General features: G+C 40.3%; 18 protein-coding genes. 15 read left to right on the top strand and 3 right to left on the bottom strand.

Features of this window, described 5'->3' with window-relative positions:
• Positions 1-22: 22 nt before the first annotated feature.
• The 4 genes from CJ239_RS00685 (at position 23) to CJ239_RS00670 (ending at position 1,934) form a co-directional block, all read left to right on the top strand.
• Positions 23-199, top strand: coding sequence for a PspC domain-containing protein (locus CJ239_RS00685; protein WP_102210234.1), 177 nt, complete (start codon positions 23-25; stop codon positions 197-199).
• A 58-nt stretch (positions 200-257) separates the two neighbouring features.
• A complete protein-coding gene (locus CJ239_RS00680; RefSeq protein WP_000863859.1) occupies positions 258-392 on the top strand; it encodes a DUF4044 domain-containing protein in 135 nt (44 codons plus the stop codon).
• Between the two features lie 63 nt (positions 393-455).
• Positions 456-1,766: a GTPase ObgE gene (gene obgE, locus CJ239_RS00675; RefSeq protein WP_102210192.1), complete on the top strand. Its 1,311-nt coding sequence runs from the start codon at positions 456-458 to the stop codon at positions 1,764-1,766.
• A 9-nt stretch (positions 1,767-1,775) separates the two neighbouring features.
• Positions 1,776-1,934, top strand: coding sequence for a hypothetical protein (locus CJ239_RS00670; protein WP_001858283.1), 159 nt, complete (start codon positions 1,776-1,778; stop codon positions 1,932-1,934).
• A 47-nt stretch (positions 1,935-1,981) separates the two neighbouring features.
• On the opposite strand, the gene CJ239_RS00665 is transcribed toward CJ239_RS00670, so the two are convergent.
• Together CJ239_RS00665 and CJ239_RS00660 are read right to left on the bottom strand one after the other, a co-directional pair.
• The gene (locus tag CJ239_RS00665; protein ID WP_102210191.1) at positions 1,982-2,452 is read right to left on the bottom strand and encodes an arginine repressor; all 471 of its coding nucleotides are present in this window, start codon (positions 2,450-2,452) and stop codon (positions 1,982-1,984) included.
• Positions 2,453-2,971: 519 nt separating this feature from the next.
• On the bottom strand, positions 2,972-5,254 hold the full coding sequence (locus tag CJ239_RS00660) for a Xaa-Pro dipeptidyl-peptidase (RefSeq protein WP_102210190.1): 2,283 nt from the start codon (positions 5,252-5,254) through the stop codon (positions 2,972-2,974).
• Between the two features lie 380 nt (positions 5,255-5,634).
• Here CJ239_RS00660 and CJ239_RS00655 point away from each other — a divergent pair, with 380 nt between their 5' ends.
• From CJ239_RS00655 to pyk, 3 genes are all read left to right on the top strand, one after another.
• Positions 5,635-8,736 carry a DNA polymerase III subunit alpha gene (locus CJ239_RS00655; protein WP_180958177.1) on the top strand — a complete coding sequence of 1,034 codons (3,102 nt, stop codon included), beginning with the start codon at positions 5,635-5,637 and terminating at the stop codon, positions 8,734-8,736.
• Positions 8,737-8,817: 81 nt separating this feature from the next.
• Complete coding sequence (gene pfkA, locus CJ239_RS00650; RefSeq protein ID WP_020900675.1) at positions 8,818-9,825, top strand: 6-phosphofructokinase; 1,008 nt, start codon at positions 8,818-8,820, stop codon at positions 9,823-9,825.
• 58 nt (positions 9,826-9,883) lie between these two features.
• A complete protein-coding gene (gene pyk, locus CJ239_RS00645) occupies positions 9,884-11,389 on the top strand; it encodes a pyruvate kinase (protein WP_102210188.1) in 1,506 nt (501 codons plus the stop codon).
• Positions 11,390-11,690: 301 nt separating this feature from the next.
• Here pyk and CJ239_RS00640 read toward each other — a convergent pair whose 3' ends face one another.
• Positions 11,691-12,677, bottom strand: coding sequence for an L-lactate dehydrogenase (locus CJ239_RS00640; protein WP_102210187.1), 987 nt, complete (start codon positions 12,675-12,677; stop codon positions 11,691-11,693).
• A 194-nt stretch (positions 12,678-12,871) separates the two neighbouring features.
• Here CJ239_RS00640 and gyrA point away from each other — a divergent pair, with 194 nt between their 5' ends.
• The 8 genes from gyrA (at position 12,872) to udk (ending at position 22,628) form a co-directional block, all read left to right on the top strand.
• Complete coding sequence (gene gyrA / locus CJ239_RS00635; RefSeq protein ID WP_102210186.1) at positions 12,872-15,340, top strand: DNA gyrase subunit A; 2,469 nt, start codon at positions 12,872-12,874, stop codon at positions 15,338-15,340.
• Positions 15,340-16,083, top strand: a complete 744-nt coding sequence (locus tag CJ239_RS00630; RefSeq protein ID WP_102210185.1) for a class A sortase — start codon at positions 15,340-15,342, stop codon at positions 16,081-16,083. The genes gyrA and CJ239_RS00630 overlap by 1 nt, the downstream gene beginning before the upstream one ends.
• Positions 16,084-16,352: 269 nt before the next feature.
• Entirely contained in the window at positions 16,353-17,150 is a 798-nt protein-coding gene (locus CJ239_RS00625) for a formate/nitrite transporter family protein (protein WP_042901056.1), read from the top strand.
• Positions 17,151-17,396: 246 nt separating this feature from the next.
• On the top strand, positions 17,397-18,194 hold the full coding sequence (locus CJ239_RS00620) for a formate/nitrite transporter family protein (RefSeq protein WP_000254781.1): 798 nt from the start codon (positions 17,397-17,399) through the stop codon (positions 18,192-18,194).
• Between the two features lie 146 nt (positions 18,195-18,340).
• Positions 18,341-19,621: an O-acetylhomoserine aminocarboxypropyltransferase/cysteine synthase family protein gene (locus tag CJ239_RS00615; protein ID WP_102210184.1), complete on the top strand. Its 1,281-nt coding sequence runs from the start codon at positions 18,341-18,343 to the stop codon at positions 19,619-19,621.
• A gap of 94 nt (positions 19,622-19,715) precedes the next feature.
• Positions 19,716-20,990 (top strand): DUF2130 domain-containing protein, encoded by a 1,275-nt coding sequence (locus tag CJ239_RS00610; RefSeq protein ID WP_102210183.1) that lies wholly within the window; start codon positions 19,716-19,718, stop codon positions 20,988-20,990.
• 11 nt (positions 20,991-21,001) lie between these two features.
• Complete coding sequence (truB, locus tag CJ239_RS00605) at positions 21,002-21,880, top strand: tRNA pseudouridine(55) synthase TruB (RefSeq protein WP_102210233.1); 879 nt, start codon at positions 21,002-21,004, stop codon at positions 21,878-21,880.
• A 109-nt stretch (positions 21,881-21,989) separates the two neighbouring features.
• Positions 21,990-22,628 (top strand): uridine kinase, encoded by a 639-nt coding sequence (gene udk / locus CJ239_RS00600; protein ID WP_102210182.1) that lies wholly within the window; start codon positions 21,990-21,992, stop codon positions 22,626-22,628.
• Positions 22,629-22,634: the final 6 nt, after the last annotated feature.

Genomic DNA, 22,634 nt, shown 5'->3' with positions numbered 1-22,634 from the left:
AACAGCTATGAAAAAACAATTAATGAGAAGTGGTCATGATAAAAAGATTGCTGGTGTTTGTGCTGGAGTGGCTAATTATTTTGATATGGACCCCACTATTGTTCGTGTAATATGGGGTGTTCTTGCTTTTGGTTATGGAGCTGGAATTGTAGCCTATATCATTTTATGGATTATTGCACCAGTAGCAACTGACTATTGAAAACTAGCTAAATTCATGCTAAGATAATAGAAAATAGAATGTAACGAAGGAGAGAAAAATGGCATTTGGAGATAATGGAAATCGTAAAAAAACTATGTTTGAGAAAATAACCTTGTTTATCGTGATTATCATGCTAGTAGCAAGTTTATTGGGAATTTTTGCAACTGCAATTGGTGCCCTCAGTAATCTATAAAATAGATTCAAGAAAATTTTGTGACTGGGATTTCCCAGCCCTTTTTTAAAGTGAGAAGAAAAAATGAGTATGTTTTTAGATACAGCCAAGATCAAGGTCAAGGCTGGTAATGGTGGTGATGGCATGGTTGCCTTTCGCCGTGAAAAATATGTCCCTAATGGGGGTCCTTGGGGTGGTGACGGTGGTCGTGGAGGAAATGTGGTCTTCGTTGTAGACGAAGGTTTGCGTACCCTCATGGATTTCCGCTACAATCGTCATTTCAAGGCTGATTCTGGTGAAAAAGGAATGACCAAAGGAATGCATGGTCGTGGTGCTGATGACCTTAGAGTTCGAGTGCCACAAGGTACGACCGTTCGTGATGCAGAGACTGGCAAGGTTTTGACAGATTTGATAGAACACGGGCAAGAATTTATCGTTGCTCACGGTGGACGTGGTGGACGTGGAAATATCCGCTTTGCGACACCAAAAAATCCTGCACCGGAAATCTCTGAAAATGGAGAACCAGGTCAGGAACGTGAGTTGCAATTGGAACTAAAAATCTTGGCAGATGTCGGTTTAGTTGGATTCCCATCTGTAGGAAAATCAACACTTTTAAGTGTTATCACATCTGCTAAACCAAAAATCGGTGCCTACCACTTTACGACAATTGTGCCAAATCTAGGAATGGTTCGTACCCAATCCGGTGAATCCTTTGCAGTAGCCGATCTGCCAGGTTTGATTGAAGGGGCTAGTCAGGGGGTCGGTCTGGGAACCCAGTTCCTCCGTCATATCGAACGTACACGTGTCATCCTTCATATCATTGATATGTCAGCTAGCGAAGGCCGTGATCCTTATGAGGATTATCTAGCTATCAATAAAGAGTTGGAGTCATATAATCTCCGTCTCATGGAGCGTCCGCAGATTATTGTAGCCAATAAGATGGACATGCCTGAAAGTCAAGAAAATCTTGAAGTCTTCAAGAAGAAATTAGCTGAAAACTACGATGAATTTGAAGAGTTACCAGCTATTTTCCCAATTTCTGGTTTGACCAAGCAAGGTTTGGCTACGCTTTTGGATGCTACAGCTGAATTGTTAGACAAGACACCAGAATTCTTGCTCTACGACGAGTCAGATATGGAAGAAGAAGCTTACTATGGATTTGATGAGGAAGAAAAGGCCTTTGAAATTAGTCGTGATGATGATGCAACCTGGCTACTTTCTGGTGAAAAACTCATGAAACTCTTTAACATGACCAACTTTGATCGTGACGAATCAGTCATGAAATTTGCCCGCCAGCTTCGTGGTATGGGAGTTGATGAAGCCCTTCGTGCGCGTGGTGCTAAGGATGGGGACTTGGTTCGCATTGGTAAATTTGAGTTTGAATTTGTAGACTAGGAGACTGGTATGGGAGATAAACCGATATCTTTCCGAGATGCGGATGGCAATTTTGTTTCCGCTGCAGATGTTTGGAATGAAAAGAAATTGGAAGAACTATTTAATCGTCTCAATCCAAATCGTGCCCTGAGATTAGCACGAACTAAAAAAGAAAAACCATCTCAGTAAAATAGATAAAAAGATTCCGTGCCATAATCAGGACACGGAATTTTGTTTTATTCTTCAAAGAAAAATGGTGGAGCGAATTTTTTCAGTTCTTCAAAGCATCTTTGAGCAGCTTCTACATCTTCGCAGATGACAAGACAGACATCATCGCCACAGAGGGTAGCGATAGCGTCAGGGAAGCTCAAAGCATCAATGATAGAACCAAAGGATTGAGCAAGTCCAGGAAGGGTTTTTAGTAGGACTTGGTGTTGAACTGGGCGCATCAAGACAAGGGCGTCTTCCATGTAGAGTTCGAGACGTTTTTCCCATTTTGAGATAGAACCTGTATTGAGCACGTAGTAAGAGTTGTCTTCTTCACGTACTTTTGAGAGGTTCATGCTTTTAATATCTCTCGAAAGTGTAGCTTGGGTAACTTGAATATCATTATCAGCAAGAAGAGCTTGTAACTCAGCTTGAGTATGAATCTTGTTTTTGGTTACAAGAGCTCGTATGAGTTGGTGGCGGTGTTCAGATTTATTCATAAAATTTACTCCTTGTACAAAGTACAGAAAGCGTGGACTGATCGAAATCGTCAGTCGAGTGGTAAGCGGTATTGTCACGTATGATGATTTCAAAGTCAGTAGTAATTTAGAACGATACGGAGAGAGTCTCCTTCCTTTAACTTGTCCCTAGTTGGGTACAGATGAATTGACTGTCTATCCCTTCATCTGCATGGTTGTTCTCTACTAACAGTGAATCATTCAATTTTGGTAGCATTTTGTCACGACTTGTTGTGAATTTACGCTAAACAGCAATTCACAGAGATTGTCCAACATGTGGTGTGGTAGCGTGTATAATAGAGGGTCACACATGTTGGTTATGGGGCGGTATCTTTTGTTCAAGCTCCAGTAGTAGGGCTTCTAATAGCCTTTATTTGGACTGGATTTGATACCAAGTTGTAGTTTTTTTCGACTGTTCAAGTGGGTGTCTCTGATGATAGGAAGGTCAGTGGGTCTTGGATTGACCTTGTCCTTGGAATTCTTCCATATTGAAGTCTGATATTATACCTTTTGACAAGGTAGGGCAAGACTTGACTGTTCAAGATCAACAGTCAGGTGGTAAGCGGTGTTGTCACGTATGGTGATTTCAAAGTCAGTAGTATAGAGGACTAAACGGAGAGTGTCACCTTCTTTTAGCTTGTAAATAGTTGGCTGCAGCTCAAACTGGATATCCATCCATTCATCTGCTTTAATATCCTCTACTAACAGTAAATCATTTCTATTTTGCAAATTGAGATAGCCTTTTGTCACTACTCGTTGTGTAGTTGCGCTAAATGGTAATTCACAGAGATTTTCCAACATGTGGTAGCGACCGTTGTCAATGGTTCTAGCACTTAAAATAGCTGGATAAGGTTGTAGGTATTTCTTTTGTCCATGTTCCAGTAATTGGGCAGATAAGAGCCCCTTGTTTGTACTGGATTTAATACGAAGCTTGAGCTGAGCTCGACCGTTCAGGTGGAGATCTTTGGTCACAGGAAGGTCAATAGTAATTTGATTGGCTTTCCCTTGATAGAGTTCCGTATTGAAGGTCTGGTATGTTTTCCCATAACGCTCAAAATCCTTATCTGAATACTGATTTTGAATAACCTGCTCTTCTTGACCAAGTGAGAAAATTTCTGAGCTTTCTTGATTCCCAAAGTCAGAAAGAGTCTGCCAAGTCTGAGGAGTAGTATTATCCTGCCAGATGACAGTAGGAAGTTGATAATCCGTTTCCTGTCCCAGTAATTTCTTAGTCAATAAGGCGTTCATGGACTCACGGAAGTCAATGGACTGCCAGTTGTTCATATAAACATGGGCACCATTATGGAAAAAGAGATGCTTATTGATGTGAGATGGAAGAGCATGGAACATCTGGTAAACATGAAGTGGTTTGACATTCCAATCCTGAGAACCATGAGTAAAGACAACCTCTGCCTTTACTTTATGGGCATTGAGCAGATAATTGCGGTCATGCCAAAACTGATTGTAGTCGCCAGTCTTGCGATCCAGTTGTTCTTTTACTTTTTCTAAGTCAGCTTGGTGAGTCTCATTACCACGGATATAGTCACCAGCTAAGAGATTACGAGAGTAGGTTAACTCAGCAAGCGAGTCAAAATCCTCTCCAGGATAACCACCTGGGCTAGTCACCAGACCGTTTTCACGGTAGTAGTTGTACCAAGATGAAATGCCAGCCTCGGCAATGATTACTTCTAAACCATCTACACCAGTAGTGGCAAGGCCGTTTGACATGGTACCTAGATAGGAAAGTCCTGTTGTTGCTACTTTTCCGTTTGACCAATCAGCCTTGACTTGACGCTGGCGCGTGTGGTCAGTAAAGGCACGGCAACGGCCGTTAAGCCAATCGATAACATTTTTATAGGCCTCGATTTGCTGGTAGTCTCCGTTAGTCATGAAACCAGTAGAGTCTTTGGTACCAACACCTGAAACATATAGATTAGCAAACCCTCGTGGAAGGAAGTAGTCGTTGAGACTATAGCTAGCGTTGATGTGCGTCAGCTTTTCCTCAGCTTCTGACACTAGATCAGCTTGACCTTGAGGTTTGACGAGATTTAGTTGAGGTTCTTCTAGCTCAATCTTGTGAGCAGGCTTCACTTCAAGCTCGCCCTCCATCTTGTAGAGAGCCTTGTCACTAGCCTTGTCATTTGTTCCCTGATGATAGGGACTGGCTGTCATGATAGCAGGGATTTGTCCATCAAAACGAGGACGAATAATGCTAACCTTGACTAGGTCTGGTAGCCCTTTTTGGTCGGTATCGACACGAGACTCAACGTAAACGACTTCACGAATGGCATCATGGATGGAAAAAGTAGCCAAGCTCTTACCGTTAAAGTAGTGGTAGGTATTATCTTCAGGGATAAGACCGTCGCTTACCAGTTGTTCAATCAGGAGATTTCCTTTTTTGGTTCGAGTACTGAGCAACTGATAGAGATTTTCAATCAAGTCACCGTATACAATAGGAAATCCAGTTTCCTTACGAAAAGCTTCACTGTCTTCGAAGTCAACTAAATAAGAAAAGCCTAAAAGTTGAAAAGCAACAGTATAAAAAATATCTGCAGTTAAATTCTTGTCTGACTGAAAAAATTTCAGTAAGTCAGTTTCTTTATCAACTGCTAAACTAGATAGAGGATAGGTGATATCCTTATAATTAAAAAAGAAACGAATAAGAAATGCTTCAAACATTTTTTTATTTGTAATGTTGACTGGTAAATCAAATCCATACTTTTTTAAATCGCATAAAATAGTATCTCTTGGAAGTGATAAATAGCTGAATTGATTAAAGCGCATAAAACCTCCTTGTAAAATAATAATTAAGATTATTATATCAAAAAAAAGGGAGAAAGGGAATCATTAAGTGAGAAAGAAATTAATTAAAGAGTAATGAATACAATTTATATGGAAAAACAGGTACTATTCTATAGCTGAAACAAGTTATTATAGCAAATAAGTTAACTTGACGTATCTTTCTCTTTTAAAAGATATATTCACTTCTTGGGATAAAAAAGTAAAAAAATTACCGGAGCATTTGATTCTTTAAATGTATTTTTACCTTTTTCGTTCAAAAAATTTTACTTTAAGGATAAAATATAGACAGGATTCGATGCTTTTGTCTTTCTCTTTTTGAAAAATGGTATAATAAAGTGAGAAGGATAGAGGAGAAGGGTAAATTGATTGCGCAACTAGATACAAAAACAGTCTATAGTTTTATGGAGAGTGTCATTTCGATAGACAAGTATGTGAGAGCAGCTAAAGACTATGGCTACACTCATCTGGCTATGATGGATATTGATAACCTATATGGGGCTTTCGACTTTCTAGAGATTACAAAAAAATACGGCATTCATCCTCTATTAGGGCTTGAAATGACTCTTTTAGTGGATGTGCAGGAAGTAAATCTGCGTTTTTTAGCTCTATCTAGTGTGGGCTATCAGCAGTTGATGAAGCTTTCAACAGCCAAGATGCAGGGGGAGAAAACTTGGTCAGTCCTGTCCCAATACCTGGAGGATATTGCGGTCATTGTGCCTTATTTTGAAGAGATTGAGTCTCTAAATATAGGCTGTGATTACTATATTGGGGTTTACCCAGAAACACCGGTCAGTGAATTTCATCATCCAATCTTGCCCCTTTATCGGGTCAATGCTTTTGAAAGCAGGGATAGAGAAGTTCTACAAGTGTTAACAGCGATTAAAGAAAATCTACCGCTTAGAGAAGTTCCCTTGCGTTCACGACAAGATGTCTTTATATCAGCAAGTTCTTTAGAGAAACTATTCCAAGAACGTTTTCCGCAAGCCTTGGACAATTTAGAAAAGCTTATTTTAGGTATTTCTTATGACTTGGATACTAGTCTGAAACTGCCTCGCTTTAATCCAGCTAGACCAGCAGTAGAAGAGTTGAGAGAACGTGCTGAACTGGGGCTAGCTCAGAAGGGGTTGACTAGTAAAGAATATCAAAATCGTCTAGATCAAGAATTGGCTGTTATTCATGATATGGGCTTTGATGATTATTTCTTGGTTGTTTGGGATTTGTTGCGTTTTGGACGCTCGAATGGCTATTATATGGGCATGGGACGGGGTTCTGCAGTTGGTAGTTTGGTTTCCTATGCCTTAGATATTACAGGGATTGACCCAGTAGAGAAAAATTTGATTTTTGAACGTTTCCTCAATCGTGAACGTTATACTATGCCTGATATTGATATTGATATCCCAGATATTTATCGTCCAGATTTTATCAGATATGTTGGCAATAAATATGGCAGTAAGCATGCGGCTCAGATCGTTACTTTTTCTACCTTTGGGGCTAAGCAAGCTTTACGTGATGTTTTGAAGCGTTTTGGTGTGCCAGAGTATGAATTGTCTGCAATTACTAAGAAAATCAGTTTTCGTGATAATCTCAAGTCAGCCTATGAAGGCAATCTACAGTTTCGTCAGCAAATCAATAGTAAGTTAGAATACCAAAAAGCCTTTGAGATTGCTTGCAAGATAGAGGGCTATCCAAGACAAACCTCTGTCCATGCGGCTGGTGTTGTGATCAGTGACCAAGATTTGACCAACTACATCCCTCTGAAGCATGGTGACGAAATCCCACTGACTCAGTACGATGCTCATGGAGTTGAAGCTAGCGGGCTTTTGAAGATGGATTTTCTGGGGCTACGAAATTTGACCTTTGTCCAGAAAATGCAAGAGTTGCTTGCTGAAACAGAAGGGATTCATCTGAAAATTGAAGAAATCGATTTGGAAGATAAAGAAACGCTGGCTCTTTTTGCTTCTGGTAATACAAAAGGTATCTTTCAATTTGAGCAACCTGGTGCTATTCGCCTGCTAAAGCGTGTGCAGCCAGTCTGTTTTGAAGATGTCGTAGCAACTACTTCTTTAAATCGTCCAGGTGCAAGTGATTATATCAATAATTTTGTGGCAAGAAAGCATGGTCAGGAAGAAGTGACGGTTCTGGATCCAGTGCTGGAGGATATTTTGGCTCCAACCTACGGCATTATGCTCTATCAGGAGCAGGTTATGCAGGTTGCTCAGCGTTTTGCTGGATTTAGTCTTGGGAAAGCCGATATTTTGCGTCGAGCTATGGGGAAAAAGGATGCCTCTGCCATGCATGAGATGAGGGCTTCCTTTATTCAGGGAGCATTAAAAGCAGGTCATACTGCGGAAAAGGCAGAGCAGGTCTTTGATGTCATGGAGAAGTTTGCAGGTTATGGTTTTAACAGGTCACACGCCTATGCATACTCAGCCTTGGCTTTCCAGTTGGCCTATTTCAAAACGCATTATCCAGCCATTTTTTATCAGGTCATGTTAAATTCTGCCAACAGTGATTACCTAACAGATGCCCTTGAAGCAGGCTTTGAAGTAGCGCCTCTGTCAATCAATACTATTCCTTATCACGATAAAATTGCAAACAAGTCCATCTATCTAGGTCTGAAATCGATTAAGGGAGTCAGCAAGGATTTGGCGCTTTGGATTATTGAACATAGACCCTATTCTAACATTGAAGATTTTATAGCTAAATTACCTGAGAATTATCTGAAACTTCCTCTGCTAGAACCTTTGGTAAAAGTTGGCCTTTTCGATTCATTTGAAAAAAATCGTCAAAAAGTATTCAATAATTTATCTAATTTATTTGAATTTGTAAAAGAGTTAGGAAGTTTGTTTGGAGATACTATTTATAGTTGGCAGGAATCGGAAGATTGGACAGAACAAGAAAAATTCTATATGGAACAAGAGCTTTTAGGGGTAGGAGTCAGTAAACATCCCTTACAAGCTATTGCCAGCAAGTCTATTTATCCGATTACACCCATTGGAAATTTGTCAGAAAATAGTCACTCTATTATCTTGGTAGAAATTCAAAAAATTAAAACTATTCGCACCAAAAAGGGTGAAAATATGGCCTTCTTACAGGTCGATGATAGTAAGAAAAAACTGGATGTTACCCTCTTTTCAGATTTATATCGACAGGTTGGGCAGGAAGTAAGAGAAGGAGCCTTCTACTATATCAGAGGGAAAATCCAGTCCCGTGATGGCCGTCTGCAAATGATTGCACAGGAAATAAGAGAAGCAGTGGCTGAACGCTTTTGGATTCAAGTGAAAAATCATGAATCGGATCAAGAAATTTCGCATATTTTAGAGCAATATAAAGGCCCAATTCCAGTCATCATCAGGTATGAAGAGGAACAGAAAACCATTGTATCTCCTCATCATTTTGTAGCTAAATCTGATGAATTAGAAGCAAAATTGGATAAAATTGCTATGAAAACGATTTATCACTAAAATTACGGAAAATAGAAGAATTTTCCAATTAAATGTGGTATAATCAGTAAGAATGTTAAAAGAAAAAGGAGCATAAACCAAATGAAACGTATTGCTGTTTTAACTAGTGGTGGAGACGCCCCTGGTATGAATGCTGCCATCCGCGCAGTTGTTCGTCAAGCAATTTCAGAAGGAATGGAAGTTTTTGGTATCTATGATGGATATGCTGGTATGGTTGCTGGTGAAATTCATCCATTAGATGCTGCTTCAGTAGGAGACATCATTTCTCGTGGTGGTACTTTCCTTCACTCAGCTCGTTACCCCGAGTTCGCTCAACTTGAAGGGCAACTTAAAGGGATTGAGCAATTGAAAAAACACGGGATTGAAGGTGTAGTTGTTATCGGTGGTGACGGATCTTACCACGGTGCTATGCGTTTGACTGAACATGGCTTCCCAGCTATCGGTCTTCCAGGTACAATCGATAACGATATCGTTGGTACAGACTTCACAATCGGTTTTGATACTGCAGTTACTACTGCTATGGACGCTATCGATAAGATTCGTGATACATCATCAAGTCACCGTCGTACTTTTGTTATCGAAGTTATGGGACGTAACGCAGGTGATATCGCTCTTTGGGCAGGTATTGCAACTGGTGCTGATGAAATCATCATCCCTGAAGAAGGTTTCAAGATGGAAGATATCGTAGCAAGCATCAAAGCTGGCTATGAGTGTGGTAAAAAACACAATATCATCGTCTTGGCTGAAGGTGTGATGTCAGCGGCTGAATTTGGTCAAAAACTGAAAGAAGCTGGAGATACAAGCGACCTTCGTGTGACAGAACTTGGACATATTCAACGTGGTGGTTCTCCAACTGCGCGTGACCGTGTTTTAGCATCACGTATGGGTGCTCATGCCGTTAAACTTCTTAAAGAAGGTATCGGTGGTGTTGCGGTTGGTATCCGTAATGAGAAAATGGTTGAAAACCCAATTCTTGGCACTGCAGAAGAAGGGGCATTGTTTAGCTTGACTGCAGATGGTAAGATTGTGGTAAATAACCCACACAAAGCTGACCTTGAACTATCTAGCTTGAATAAGAGCTTGTCATAATTTATAATTTAGTTAATAAGACCAAAGAGGTCATATATATAAAGGAGTCACAAAAATCATGAACAAACGTGTAAAAATCGTTGCAACTTTAGGTCCTGCGGTAGAGATCCGTGGTGGTAAAAAATTTGGTGATGACGGATACTGGAGTGGAAAACTGGATGTTGAAGCTTCTGCTAAAAACATTGCTAAATTGATTGAAGCTGGTGCTAACACATTCCGTTTCAACTTCTCACACGGTGACCACCAAGAACAAGGTGACCGTATGGCAACTGTTAAACTTGCTGAAAAACTTGCAGGTAAAAAAGTTGGTTTCCTTCTTGATACAAAAGGACCAGAAATCCGTACAGAATTGTTTGAAGGAGATGCCAAAGAGTACTCTTACACAACTGGTGAAAAAATCCGTGTTGCAACTAAACAAGGAATTCAATCAACTCGTGATGTGATTGCATTGAACGTTGCCGGAGCTCTTGATATCTATGATGATGTTGAAGTTGGTCGTCAAGTTTTGGTTGACGATGGTAAACTTGGTCTTCGTGTAGTTGCTAAAGATGATGCGACTCGTGAATTTGAAGTTGAAGTTGAAAACGATGGCGTAATCGCTAAACAAAAAGGTGTTAATATCCCTAACACTAAAATTCCTTTCCCAGCTCTTGCTGAACGTGATAACGATGATATCCGCTTTGGTCTTGAACAAGGTATCAACTTCATCGCGATTTCATTCGTACGTACTGCAAAAGACGTCAACGAAGTTCGTGCAATCTGTGAAGAAACTGGAAACGGACACGTTCAATTGTTCGCTAAAATCGAAAACCAACAAGGTATCGACAACTTGGATGAAATCATCGAAGCTGCTGATGGTATCATGATTGCTCGTGGTGATATGGGTATCGAAGTACCATTCGAAATGGTTCCAGTTTACCAAAAAATGATCATCAAGAAAGTCAATGCTGCAGGTAAAGTTGTTATCACTGCAACAAACATGCTTGAAACAATGACTGAAAAACCACGTGCAACTCGTTCAGAAGTATCAGACGTATTTAATGCTGTTATCGACGGTACTGACGCTACAATGCTTTCAGGTGAGTCTGCAAATGGTAAATACCCACTTGAGTCAGTAACTACAATGGCTACAATCGACAAGAACGCTCAAACTCTTCTTAACGAATACGGACGTTTGAACTCAGATTCATTCGAACGTAACTCTAAGACAGAAGTAATGGCTTCAGCTGTTAAAGATGCTACTAACTCAATGGACATTAAATTGGTTGTAACTCTTACTAAGACAGGTCACACTGCACGTTTGATTTCTAAATACCGTCCAAATGCTGATATCTTGGCATTGACATTTGACGAATTGACAGAACGTGGATTGATGTTGAACTGGGGTGTTATCCCAATGTTGACAGATGCTCCATCTTCAACTGATGATATGTTCGAAATTGCTGAACGTAAAGCAGTTGAAGCAGGTCTTGTACAATCTGGTGACGATATCGTTATCGTAGCTGGTGTACCAGTTGGAGAAGCTGTTCGTACAAACACGATGCGTATCCGCACAGTACGTTAATTTAATAACAAAAAGCCTATCATATCAAGCATTCTAGCCTGTATGATGGGCTCTTTTTTTATCTAGGGGGCAAAAAGGGCAAAACTCTTTACTTGCGATTTAATGCGACGGTATCAAGTGCGTCAATCACTGCTTGTTTCATGATATTTGTAATGTGACTGTAGATTACAGTTGTTGTTTTAATGTTTTTATGGCTTACACAAGCTATGCTGTCTTGTAGAAGCGAATGTAAATCAGATATTAGGTTTAAATACAGAAAAAAACAACTCCCTGATGATTCAAGGAGTTGTCTATAGCTAAATTAATTTTTTGAAGCTGCTTGGAATTCAGGATTTTTCCATGCTTCGTCAATGATAGCTTGCAATTCTTTTGCAGATGCTTGCATTTTTTGAGTTTCTGCGTCGTTCAATGGGATGTTTACTGGACGAACGATACCGTGTGCACCAACGATAGCTGGTTGACCGATAAAGACGTTCTCAACACCATATTGACCTTCTTGGAATACAGAAAGTGGAAGTACTGCATTTTCATCATCAAGGATTGCTTTTGTGATACGAGCAAGGGCTACAGCGATACCGTAGTATGTTGCACCTTTTTTGTTAATGATTGAGTAAGCAGCGTCACGAACAGAAATGAAGAGTTCTACAAGGTCAGCTTCATCTAAGTCACGGTTTGCTTGCAACCATTGTTCCAATTTAACACCGGCAACGTTAGCATGTGACCAAACAGCAAATTCTGAGTCACCGTGCTCACCCATGATGTAGGCATGGACTGAACGAGCATCAACACCAATTTTTTCAGCAAGCGCTTGACGGAAACGAGCTGAGTCAAGAGAAGTACCAGAACCGATAACGCGTTCTTTAGGGAATCCAGAGAATTTCCAAGTTGAATAAGTCAAGACATCTACTGGGTTAGCAGCAACAAGGAAGATACCATTGAAACCTGAAGCAACGACTTGTTCAACGATTGATTTGTTGATAGCAAGGTTTTTACCTACAAGGTCAAGACGAGTTTCACCTGGTTTTTGAGGAGCACCAGCAGTGATAACAACAAGATCAGCGTCCGCACAGTCTTCGTACTTAGCAGCATAGATTTTCTTTGGTGAAGTAAATGCAAGCGCGTGGCTAAGGTCTTCAGCATCACCAACTGCTTTTTCAAACAATTGAGGAATTTCAATAATACCAAGTTCTTGTGCGATTCCTTGAGTAACAAGAGCAAAAGCGTAAGATGAACCTACAGCACCATCACCAACAAGGATAACTTTTTTGTGTTGTTTAGTTGAAGTCATTATTCTAAACATCTCCTTAATTTTATTCAGGGTTTTCCCCAGTTATTTCAATTCTATCACTTTTAAAATGCTTTGTCACGGATATGCATTAGAGTTCTTGATGTAAACGTTTTAGCTGTTTTAGATACCTGAAATATTGAAGATGTTATGGTATAATATTGTTAATTACTAATAGTGAAATGAGGCATTTATTAATGCAGGATAGAAATTTAGTGAATGTCAATCTGACAAAGGAGATGAAGACGAGCTTTATCGACTACGCCATGAGTGTTATCGTTGCGCGGGCTCTTCCTGATGTTCGAGATGGCTTGAAACCCGTTCACCGTCGGATTCTCTACGGAATGAATGAATTAGGTGTTACTCCAGACAAACCTCATAAAAAATCTGCTCGTATTACAGGGGATGTCATGGGTAAATATCACCCTCACGGAGATTCCTCTATCTATGAAGCCATGGTTCGTATGGCTCAATGGTGGAGCTACCGTTACATGCTTGTAGATGGGCATGGAAACTTTGGTTCCATGGATGGAGACGGTGCTGCGGCACAACGTTATACCGAGGCACGCATGAGCAAGATTGCTCTGGAAATGCTTCGTGATATCAATAAAAATACGGTTGATTTCGTTGATAACTATGATGCCAATGAACGTGAACCCTTAGTCTTGCCAGCACGCTTTCCAAACTTGTTGGTTAATGGAGCAACTGGTATTGCTGTTGGGATGGCAACCAATATTCCACCTCACAATTTAGGTGAAACCATTGATGCTGTGAAGTTGGTCATGGACAATCCTGAAGTGACTACTAAGGATTTGATGGAAGTTCTACCTGGGCCAGATTTTCCAACTGGTGCCCTTGTTATGGGGAAATCAGGTATCCATAAGGCTTACGAAACAGGTAAAGGTTCGATTGTTCTTCGTTCTCGTACTGAAATCGAAGAAACTAAGACTGGCCGTGAGCGCATCGTAGTAACTGAATTTCCTTATATGGTCAATAAAACCAAGGTGCATGAGCATATTGTTCGTTTGGTTCAGGAAAAACGCATTGAGGGAATCACAGCAGTCCGTGATGAATCAAACCGTGAAGGTGTTCGATTTGTTATCGAAGTTAAGCGCGATGCCTCAGCCAATGTAATCCTCAATAACCTCTTCAAGATGACCCAGATGCAAACCAACTTTGGTTTCAATATGTTGGCTATCCAAAATGGTGTACCGAAGATTTTGTCTCTTCGTCAGATTTTGGATGCTTATATTGAGCACCAAAAAGAAGTGGTTGTTCGTCGGACACGTTTTGATAAGGAAAAAGCAGAAGCGCGTGCTCACATCTTAGAAGGTCTCTTAATTGCACTAGATCATATTGACGAAGTGATTCGTATCATCCGTGCTAGTGAAACGGATGCGGAAGCACAAGCTGAGTTGATGAGTAAGTTCAAGCTTTCTGAACGTCAAAGTCAGGCTATCCTAGATATGCGCCTTCGTCGTTTGACAGGTTTGGAACGCGATAAGATTCAGTCTGAGTATGATGACCTCTTGGCTTTGATTGCCGATTTAGCAGATATTCTTGCTAAACCAGAACGTGTTTCTCAAATTATTAAAGATGAATTAGACGAAGTCAAGCGTAAGTTTGGCGACCAACGTCGTACGGAATTGATGGTTGGGGAAGTATTGAGTCTTGAAGATGAGGACTTGATTGAAGAATCGGATGTCTTAATCACTCTTTCTAACAAAGGCTACATTAAACGCCTAGACCAGGGTGAATTTACTGCTCAAAAACGTGGAGGTCGCGGTGTTCAAGGGACAGGTGTTAAGGATGACGATTTTGTTCGTGAATTAGTGTCAACTAGCACCCATGATCACCTACTCTTCTTTACAAATAAAGGACGTGTCTATCGCCTGAAAGGCTATGAAATTCCTGAATATGGTCGTACCGCTAAGGGATTGCCAATTGTCAATCTTTTGAAATTGGATGAAGGCGAAAGTATTCAGACTATCATCAATGTTGAATCTGAACGCAGTGATGAAGCCTATCTCTTCTTCACAACCCGTCATGGTATCGTGAAGAGAACCAGCGTTAAGGAATTTGCTAATATTCGTCAGAATGGGCTTAAAGCATTGAACCTCAAAGATGAAGATGAGTTGATTAATGTACTGCTGACAGAAGAAGATACGGATATTATCATTGGTACTAAGTTTGGCTATGCAGTGCGCTTTAATCAATCAGCAGTTCGTGGAATGAGTCGTATCGCTACGGGTGTGAAAGGTGTCAATCTTCGTGAAGGAGATACAGTAGTTGGTGCCAGTGTGATTACAGACCAGGACGAGGTTCTTATCATCACAGAAAAAGGCTATGGTAAGCGTACAGTTGCGACCGAATATCCAACAAAAGGTCGTGGTGGTAAAGGGATGAAGACGGCTAATGTAGCTGAGAAAAATGGTCCTCTATCAGGTCTTTTGACCGTTAAAGGCGATGAAGACTTGATGATTATCACTGATACGGGTGTCATGATTCGAACCAACGTTGCCAATATTTCACAAACAGGTCGTTCAACTATGGGAGTTAAAGTGATGCGCCTGGATCAGGATGCTAAAATTGTGACCTTTACTACGGTTGCAGCGTCAGAAAAAGAAGAAGTTGGGACAGAAAACGAAACAGAAGGTGAAGCATAATGTCTCATAAAAAGAATAAAAATAAAACAAATCGTAAAAATTTACTAATCAATGTCTTGGCAGGATTTTTAATCATCTTGTCAGTGGCTTTGATTTTCAATTCAAAAATTCGTGATATCTTCATGGTTTGGAATACTAACAAGTATCAAGTCAGTCAGGTATCAAAAGAAAAATTGGAAGAAAATCAAGATACAGAAGGTAATTTTGACTTTGACTCAGTAAAAGCCATTTCGTCAGAAGCTGTCTTGTCCTCACAATGGAATTCGCAAAAATTGCCAGTTATTGGTGGAATTGCTATTCCTGAAGTAGAAATTAACTTGCCAATTTTTAAAGGTCTTGATAATGTTAATCTCTTCTATGGAGCTGGTACAATGAAGCGTGATCAAGTGATGGGGAAAGGAAACTATTCACTTGCGAGTCATCACATTTTTACAGCAGAAAATGCCAGTCAGATGCTATTTTCTCCATTATCACGTGCTAAAAATGGGATGAAAATTTATCTAACAGATAAGGATAAGGTTTATACCTATGTCATTCATGAGGTCAAGCATGTAACTCCAGATCGTGTGGATGAGATTGATGACCGTAGTGGTGTTGATGAAATCACACTTGTAACATGTGTTGACTATGATGCGACAGAGCGAATTATTGTAAAAGGTGATTTGAAAGATACAAAAGACTATTCACAAACACCTGAAGAAGTCCTAACAGCCTTCAACCAACCATATAAGCAACGTTATTAATTTTTAAAGAATCAGTAAACATTTAGTTTTGCTGGTTCTTTTTATGGCTTTATAAGCAAACTATGTAATGCTAATACTCAATGAAAATCAAAGAGCAAACTAGCCGCAGGTTGCTCAAAACACTGTTTTGAGGTTGCAAATAGAGCTGACGTGGTTTGAAGAGATTTTCGAAGAGTATAAATCAATACAAATGTTATAAATTTAAGAAAATGATTACTCATTCAAAAAAATGTGTTATAATAATAAATATAAAAAAATAGGAGATGTTTATGAGTTCTTCAGAGTTTATTTCGAAGATAGATTATTATTGCCACAAGAAAGAAAGTCTTTTCAATCAAAGTAAGTCCAAGTATGCTATTCGTTCCATGTTTGCAGGTGCTTTTTTAACTTTTAGTACAGCTGCTGGGGCTATTGGTGCGGATTTATTAAATAATATTGTTCCAAGTAGTGGGTATTTCCTTTTCCCATTTGTTTTCGCTTGGGGGCTGGCCTATATCGTCTTTCTAAATGCGGAATTGATAACTTCCAATATGATGTACTTAACAGCTGGAGTGTTCTTGAAAAAGATTGATTGGAAGAAGGCAGTAATTATTTTACTATACTGTACTTTGTTTAATCTCATTGGTGCCCTGGTAGCTGGATGGGCCTTTGCTAACTCATCAGCATTTTCTCATCTGACTCATGATAGTTTCCTTCCTAAGCTTGTAGCCAAGAAGTTGGCGCGTCCAAGTGAGTTAGTCCTGCTTGAGGGGATTCTTGCCAATGTATTTGTAAATATTGCCATTCTTTCGTCTATATTAGTCAAAGATGGTGCTGCCAAACTATGGATCATTTTATCAGCTATTTCAATGTTTGTCTTTTTGTCCAATGAGCACATCGCTGCCAATTTTGCTTCCTTTAGTATTATGAAATTTAGCATGATTGCTGATCAAGTAGCTCACTTTGATCTACCAAATATCCTTCGACATTGGGGAGTTACCTTCATTGCTAACTTTATAGGTGGAGGACTTCTGATTGGTTTACCATATGCCTTTCTAAATAAGAATGAAGATACATATGTTGATTAAGAAGAGTCAGAGTAGGGATGCGGAGAAACCATTTTGTTCTATTTAGTAATAAATATATTAAATAGAACAAAAATGATTCTACTCAATCTCTAAATTCGGACAATTAAAAATTCTAAAAGCTTGTTATTAAAACAATGTAAACGATTGCTAAATTTTTAAATTTAGGAAAAATACAATTAGGAAAGGCTTTTCTTTATATCTGTTTTATGTTATAATTATCACAAATAAAAGTTTTAGGAGTTTATTATGGTTTCTTCAGAATTTATCTCAAAGATTGAATTTGCTTGTAAGAAGAAAGAAAGTCTTTATAGCCAAAGCAAATTTAAGTATGCGATTCGTTCTATGTTTGCAGGTGCTTTTTTAACCTTCAGTACTGCTGCTGGTGCAGTTGGGGCTGACTTGATTAATAAAATTGCACCAGGTAGTGGACGCTTCCTCTTCCCATTTGTCTTTGCTTGGGGCTTGGCCTACATTGTTTTCTTGAATGCTGAGTTGGTAACATCAAACATGATGTTCTTGACTGCTGGTAGTTTCTTGAAAAAAATCTCTTGGAGAAAGACGGCTGAGATTTTACTTTACTGTACCTTGTTCAACCTTATCGGAGCCTTGATAGCGGGTTGGGGATTTGCTCATTCGGCAGCCTATGCAAATCTGACTCATGATAGTTTCATCTCAGGTGTTGTTGAGATGAAGTTAGGCCGTTCAAATGAATTAATCTTGCTTGAGGCGATTTTGGCAAATATTTTCGTAAATATTGCGATTCTTTCATTTGTTTTGGTCAAAGATGGTGGTGCCAAACTTTGGCTTGTGTTGTCAGCGATTTACATGTTTGTATTCTTAACAAACGAGCACATCGCTGCGAACTTTGCTTCTTTCGCGATTGTGAAATTCAGTGTTGCTGCGGATTCAATTGCTAACTTCGGTGTTGGAAATATGCTTCGTCACTGGGGTGTAACCTTCATTGGGAACTTCATTGGTGGTGGTCTCTTGATGGGTCTTCCATACGCCTTCCTCAATAAAAACGAAGATACTTATGTAGATTAAAAAGATGAGCACGATTGAGTCGTGCTTTTTTCATTTTTAAAATAAGGTAATAGCTATTTCTTATATCAAAATATAGAAAACTGATATTGGTAAACTATAACTTAAGGTGCTACAATATCCTTAATCAACTATTTGGAGGTCGTTTTATGACTCGTGATTTTAAATTTGAAACTTTGCAACTACACGCTGGTCAAGTCGTGGATCCAGCTACCAAGTCTCGGGCGGTACCGATTTATCAGACAACATCCTTTGTTTTTGATGATACGCAGGAAGGTGCGGATCTCTTTGCATTGAGAAAACCAGGGAATATCTATACCCGTATTACAAATCCTACAACAGCGGCCTTTGAAGAAAGAATCGCTGCACTTGAAGGTGGTGTTGGAGCTCTTGCAACAGCTTCAGGTATGGCTGCAGTTACTTATACGATTTTGGCTCTTGCCCATGCGGGTGACCATGTTGTAGCGGCCTCAACTATTTACGGTGGAACTTTCAATCTCTTGAAAGAAACACTTCCTCGTTATGGGATTACAACAACCTTTGTCGATGTTGATAATTTGGAGGAAGTGGAAGCAGCTATCAATGACAATACCAAGCTTGTCTTGATTGAAACCTTGGGCAACCCCTTGATAAACATTCCTGACTTGGAAAAATTGTCTGAGATTGCTCATAAACACCAAATTCCACTCGTTTCTGACAATACCTTTGCAACACCTTACTTGATTAACGTCTTTTCTCACGGTGTTGATATTGCCATTCACTCTGCGACTAAATTTATCGGGGGTCATGGTACGACTATTGGTGGAGTGATTGTCGATAGCGGGCGTTTTGACTGGGCGGCTTCAGGAAAATTCCCTCAATTTGTTGAGGAAGACCCAAGCTACCACAATTTGAGCTATACTCGTGATGTGGGGGCAGCAGCCTTTATTATCGCTGTCCGTGTTCAATTGCTTCGTGATACAGGGGCGGCCTTGTCACCATTTAATGCCTTCTTGTTGCTACAAGGACTTGAAACCCTTTCACTTCGTGTGGAACGCCATGTGCAAAATGCTGAGAAAATTGTTGATTTCCTTGTCAACCATCCTAAGGTAGAAAAGGTCAATTATCCAAAACTTGCAGATAGTCCTTACCATGCCTTGGCTGAGAAATACTTGCCAAAAGGTGTGGGCTCAATCTTTACCTTCCATGTCAAAGGTGGAGAAGCAGAAGCTCGCAAGGTCATTGATCATTTAGAAATCTTCTCTGACCTTGCTAACGTAGCAGATGCCAAATCGCTTGTTGTCCATCCTGCGACAACCACTCACGGTCAGTTGTCAGAAAAAGATCTAGAAGCAGCAGGTGTCACACCAAACCAAATTCGCTTGTCGATTGGTCTTGAAAATGTAGAGGATTTGATTGAAGATTTGCGCTTGGCCTTGGAAAAAATTTAAAGTAACAGATATAAACAGTGGGTTTCGACTCGCTGTTTTTGATTTTCCCTTAGGCATGATATAATGGTTAAAGAAGTCTAGAAAGAGGAACGATATGAACGAAATCAAATGTCCCAACTGTGGGGAAGTCTTTACAGTAAATGAAAGTCAGTATGCCGAGCTTTTGTCCCAAGTGAGAACAGCAGAGTTTGATAAGGAACTGCACGACCGTATGAAGCAGGAACTGGCCTTGGCAGAGCAAAAGGCTATGAATGAGCAACAGATTAAACTAGCTCAGAAGGATCAAGAAATTGCGCAATTGCAGAGTCAAATCCAAAACTTTGATACAGAGAAAGAGTTAGCCAAGAAAGAGGTTGAACAGACAAGCCATGAGGCTCTCTTGGCCAAGGACAAGGAAGTGCAGGCTTTGGAAAACCAATTGGCAACCTTGCGTTTGGAGCATGAAAATCAACTGCAAAAGACCCTTTCTGACCTAGAAAAAGAACGGGATCAGGTTAAAAATCAGCTTCTATTGCAAGAAAAGGAAAATGAGTTATCATTGGCTTCTGTTAAACAAAACTATGAAGCACAGCTCAAAGCAGCTAGTGAACAGGTCGAGTTCTATAAGAATTTCAAAGCCCAGCAATCTACAAAAGCAATCGGGGAAAGTCTGGAACAGTATGCAGAGAGTGAGTTTAACAAGGTACGTAGTTTTGCCTTTCCAAATGCTTACTTTGAGAAGGATAACAAGGTTTCTGCGCGTGGGTCTAAGGGGGACTTTATCTTCCGTGAATGTGATGAAAATGGTATTGAAATCATTTCCATCATGTTTGAGATGAAAAATGAAGCGGACGGGACAGAGAAGAAGCATAAGAATGCCGATTTTTACAAGGAATTGGACAAGGATCGTCGGGAGAAGAACTGTGAGTATGCCGTTTTGGTGACCATGCTTGAGGCCGATAACGACTATTTCAACACGGGTATCGTGGATGTCAGTCATGAGTATGAAAAGATGTATGTGGTTCGTCCTCAATTCTTTATTCAGTTGATCGGGCTTTTGCGAAATGCGGCGCTTAATTCCCTAAAATACAAGCAGGAGTTGGCCTTGGTTCGCGAGCAAAATATCGACATTACGCATTTTGAGGAAGACTTGGATGCCTTCAAGCTAGCTTTTGCTAAGAACTATAATTCAGCTTCGACCAACTTTGGCAAAGCCATTGATGAAATCGACAAGGCCATTAAACGCATGGAAGAGGTCAAGAAATTCCTGACAACATCTGAAAACCAACTCCGTCTAGCTAATAATAAATTGGAAGATGTTTCCGTCAAAAAATTGACTCGAAAAAATCCAACCATGAAAGCAAAGTTTGAAGCACTGAAGGGAGAGTGAAAAAGCAACACATGAACGGTATTATCAACTTTAAAAAAAAAGCGGGGATGACCTCGCATGATGCGGTTTTTAAGCTGCGTAAGATTTTGGGAATCAAGAAAATCGGACATGGTGGAACCTTGGATCCAGATGTAGTGGGTGTTTTACCCATTGCAGTTGGCAAGGCGACACGCATGGTCGAGTTTATGCAGGATGAGGGCAAGGTCTATGAGGGGGAAATCACTCTGGGCTATTCCACGACGACTGAAGATGTTAGTGGGGAAGTGGTCGCTGAGACACCCGTTTTGTCGCACTTGGATGAAAAGCTTGTCGATGAAGCCATTGCTAGCTTGACTGGGCCTATTATCCAAATTCCGCCTATGTACTCGGCTGTCAAGGTTAATGGTCGCAAGCTCTATGAGTATGCGCGTGCTGGTCAGGAAGTGGAACGTCCAGAACGTCAGGTGACCATTTATCAATTTGAGCGAACAAGTCCGATTTCTTATGAGGGCGAACTTGCACGCTTTACTTTTCGTGTGAAATGTAGCAAGGGGACTTATATCCGTACCTTGTCAGTTGACTTGGGAGAGAAGCTTGGTTATGCGGCTCATATGTCTCATTTAACACGGACGAGTGCTGCAGGTTTACAACTGGAGGATGCTCTGACCTTGGAGGAAATTGCTGAAAAAGTAGAGGCTGGTCAACTGGACTTTCTCCATCCTCTAGAGGTTGGGACAGGGGACCTGGTCAAAGTTTTCCTAAGTCCAGAAGAGGCTACAGAAGTGCGCTTTGGTCGCTTTATTGAGCTAGACCAAACAGACCAAGAACTGGCTGCTTTTGAAGGCGATACATTGCTAGCCATTCTAGAAAAACGAGGCAATCTCTACAAGCCAAGGAAGGTTTTTAGCTAGTCTAACTGGGGTGTAGGGAGTATTGTTTCCCCTAGACTATCCAAACCAGACTATAAATTTTGCAAAAAATATGATAGAATAGACGACGGATAAAAAAACGGAGGATAGCATGCAAAATAGACCAATCATTATCGGAGTGACAGGTGGTTCTGGTGGAGGAAAAACAAGTGTTTCAAGAGCCATTTTATCGCATTTCCCTGATGAAAAGATTTCCATGATTGAGCATGATTCATATTACAAGGATCAGTCTCATTTGACCTTTGAAGAGCGTGTCAAAACCAATTACGACCATCCTTTTGCCTTTGATACAGACTTGATGATCGAGCAGATTAAGGAATTGTTGGCGGGTCGTCCGGTGGACATCCCGACCTACGACTATACAGAGCATACACGAAGCAACAAGACCTATCGTCAAGAGCCTCAAGATGTCTTTATCGTTGAGGGCATTTTGGTCTTGGAGGACAAGCGCTTGCGCGATTTGATGGATATCAAGATTTTTGTGGATACGGATGATGATGTGCGCATTATTCGTCGGATCAAGCGTGATATGGAAGAGCGTGGCCGTAGCCTTGATAGCGTTATTGACCAGTATCTAGGTGTGGTCAAACCTATGTACCATCAGTTTATCGAACCAACCAAGCGTTATGCTGATATCGTCATCCCTGAGGGAGTCAGCAATACAGTGGCTATTGATCTGTTGACGACCAAGATTGCAAAGATTTTGGAAGAAGCTCGAAACAGCAAATAATCAGAC

This window comes from Streptococcus sp. UMB0029, from assembly GCF_002871495.1.
Lineage (GTDB): Bacteria > Bacillota > Bacilli > Lactobacillales > Streptococcaceae > Streptococcus.
Note: the sequence above shows the minus strand (reverse complement) of the source record. Positions and strands in the feature narration are given on the sequence as shown.

What these genes read in the sequence shown, in the direction of transcription:
- CJ239_RS00685 (WP_102210234.1), top strand. Translation starts at nt 23, where the DNA reads ATGAGAAGTGGTCATGATAAAAAGATTGCTGGTGTTTGTGCTGGAGTG.
- CJ239_RS00680 (WP_000863859.1), top strand. Translation starts at nt 258, where the DNA reads ATGGCATTTGGAGATAATGGAAATCGTAAAAAAACTATGTTTGAGAAA.
- obgE (WP_102210192.1), top strand. Translation starts at nt 456, where the DNA reads ATGAGTATGTTTTTAGATACAGCCAAGATCAAGGTCAAGGCTGGTAAT.
- CJ239_RS00670 (WP_001858283.1), top strand. Translation starts at nt 1,776, where the DNA reads ATGGGAGATAAACCGATATCTTTCCGAGATGCGGATGGCAATTTTGTT.
- CJ239_RS00665 (WP_102210191.1), bottom strand. Translation starts at nt 2,452, where the DNA reads ATGAATAAATCTGAACACCGCCACCAACTCATACGAGCTCTTGTAACC.
- CJ239_RS00660 (WP_102210190.1), bottom strand. Translation starts at nt 5,254, where the DNA reads ATGCGCTTTAATCAATTCAGCTATTTATCACTTCCAAGAGATACTATT.
- pfkA (WP_020900675.1), top strand. Translation starts at nt 8,818, where the DNA reads ATGAAACGTATTGCTGTTTTAACTAGTGGTGGAGACGCCCCTGGTATG.
- pyk (WP_102210188.1), top strand. Translation starts at nt 9,884, where the DNA reads ATGAACAAACGTGTAAAAATCGTTGCAACTTTAGGTCCTGCGGTAGAG.
- CJ239_RS00640 (WP_102210187.1), bottom strand. Translation starts at nt 12,677, where the DNA reads ATGACTTCAACTAAACAACACAAAAAAGTTATCCTTGTTGGTGATGGT.
- gyrA (WP_102210186.1), top strand. Translation starts at nt 12,872, where the DNA reads ATGCAGGATAGAAATTTAGTGAATGTCAATCTGACAAAGGAGATGAAG.
- CJ239_RS00630 (WP_102210185.1), top strand. Translation starts at nt 15,340, where the DNA reads ATGTCTCATAAAAAGAATAAAAATAAAACAAATCGTAAAAATTTACTA.
- CJ239_RS00625 (WP_042901056.1), top strand. Translation starts at nt 16,353, where the DNA reads ATGAGTTCTTCAGAGTTTATTTCGAAGATAGATTATTATTGCCACAAG.
- CJ239_RS00620 (WP_000254781.1), top strand. Translation starts at nt 17,397, where the DNA reads ATGGTTTCTTCAGAATTTATCTCAAAGATTGAATTTGCTTGTAAGAAG.
- CJ239_RS00615 (WP_102210184.1), top strand. Translation starts at nt 18,341, where the DNA reads ATGACTCGTGATTTTAAATTTGAAACTTTGCAACTACACGCTGGTCAA.
- CJ239_RS00610 (WP_102210183.1), top strand. Translation starts at nt 19,716, where the DNA reads ATGAACGAAATCAAATGTCCCAACTGTGGGGAAGTCTTTACAGTAAAT.
- truB (WP_102210233.1), top strand. Translation starts at nt 21,002, where the DNA reads ATGAACGGTATTATCAACTTTAAAAAAAAAGCGGGGATGACCTCGCAT.
- udk (WP_102210182.1), top strand. Translation starts at nt 21,990, where the DNA reads ATGCAAAATAGACCAATCATTATCGGAGTGACAGGTGGTTCTGGTGGA.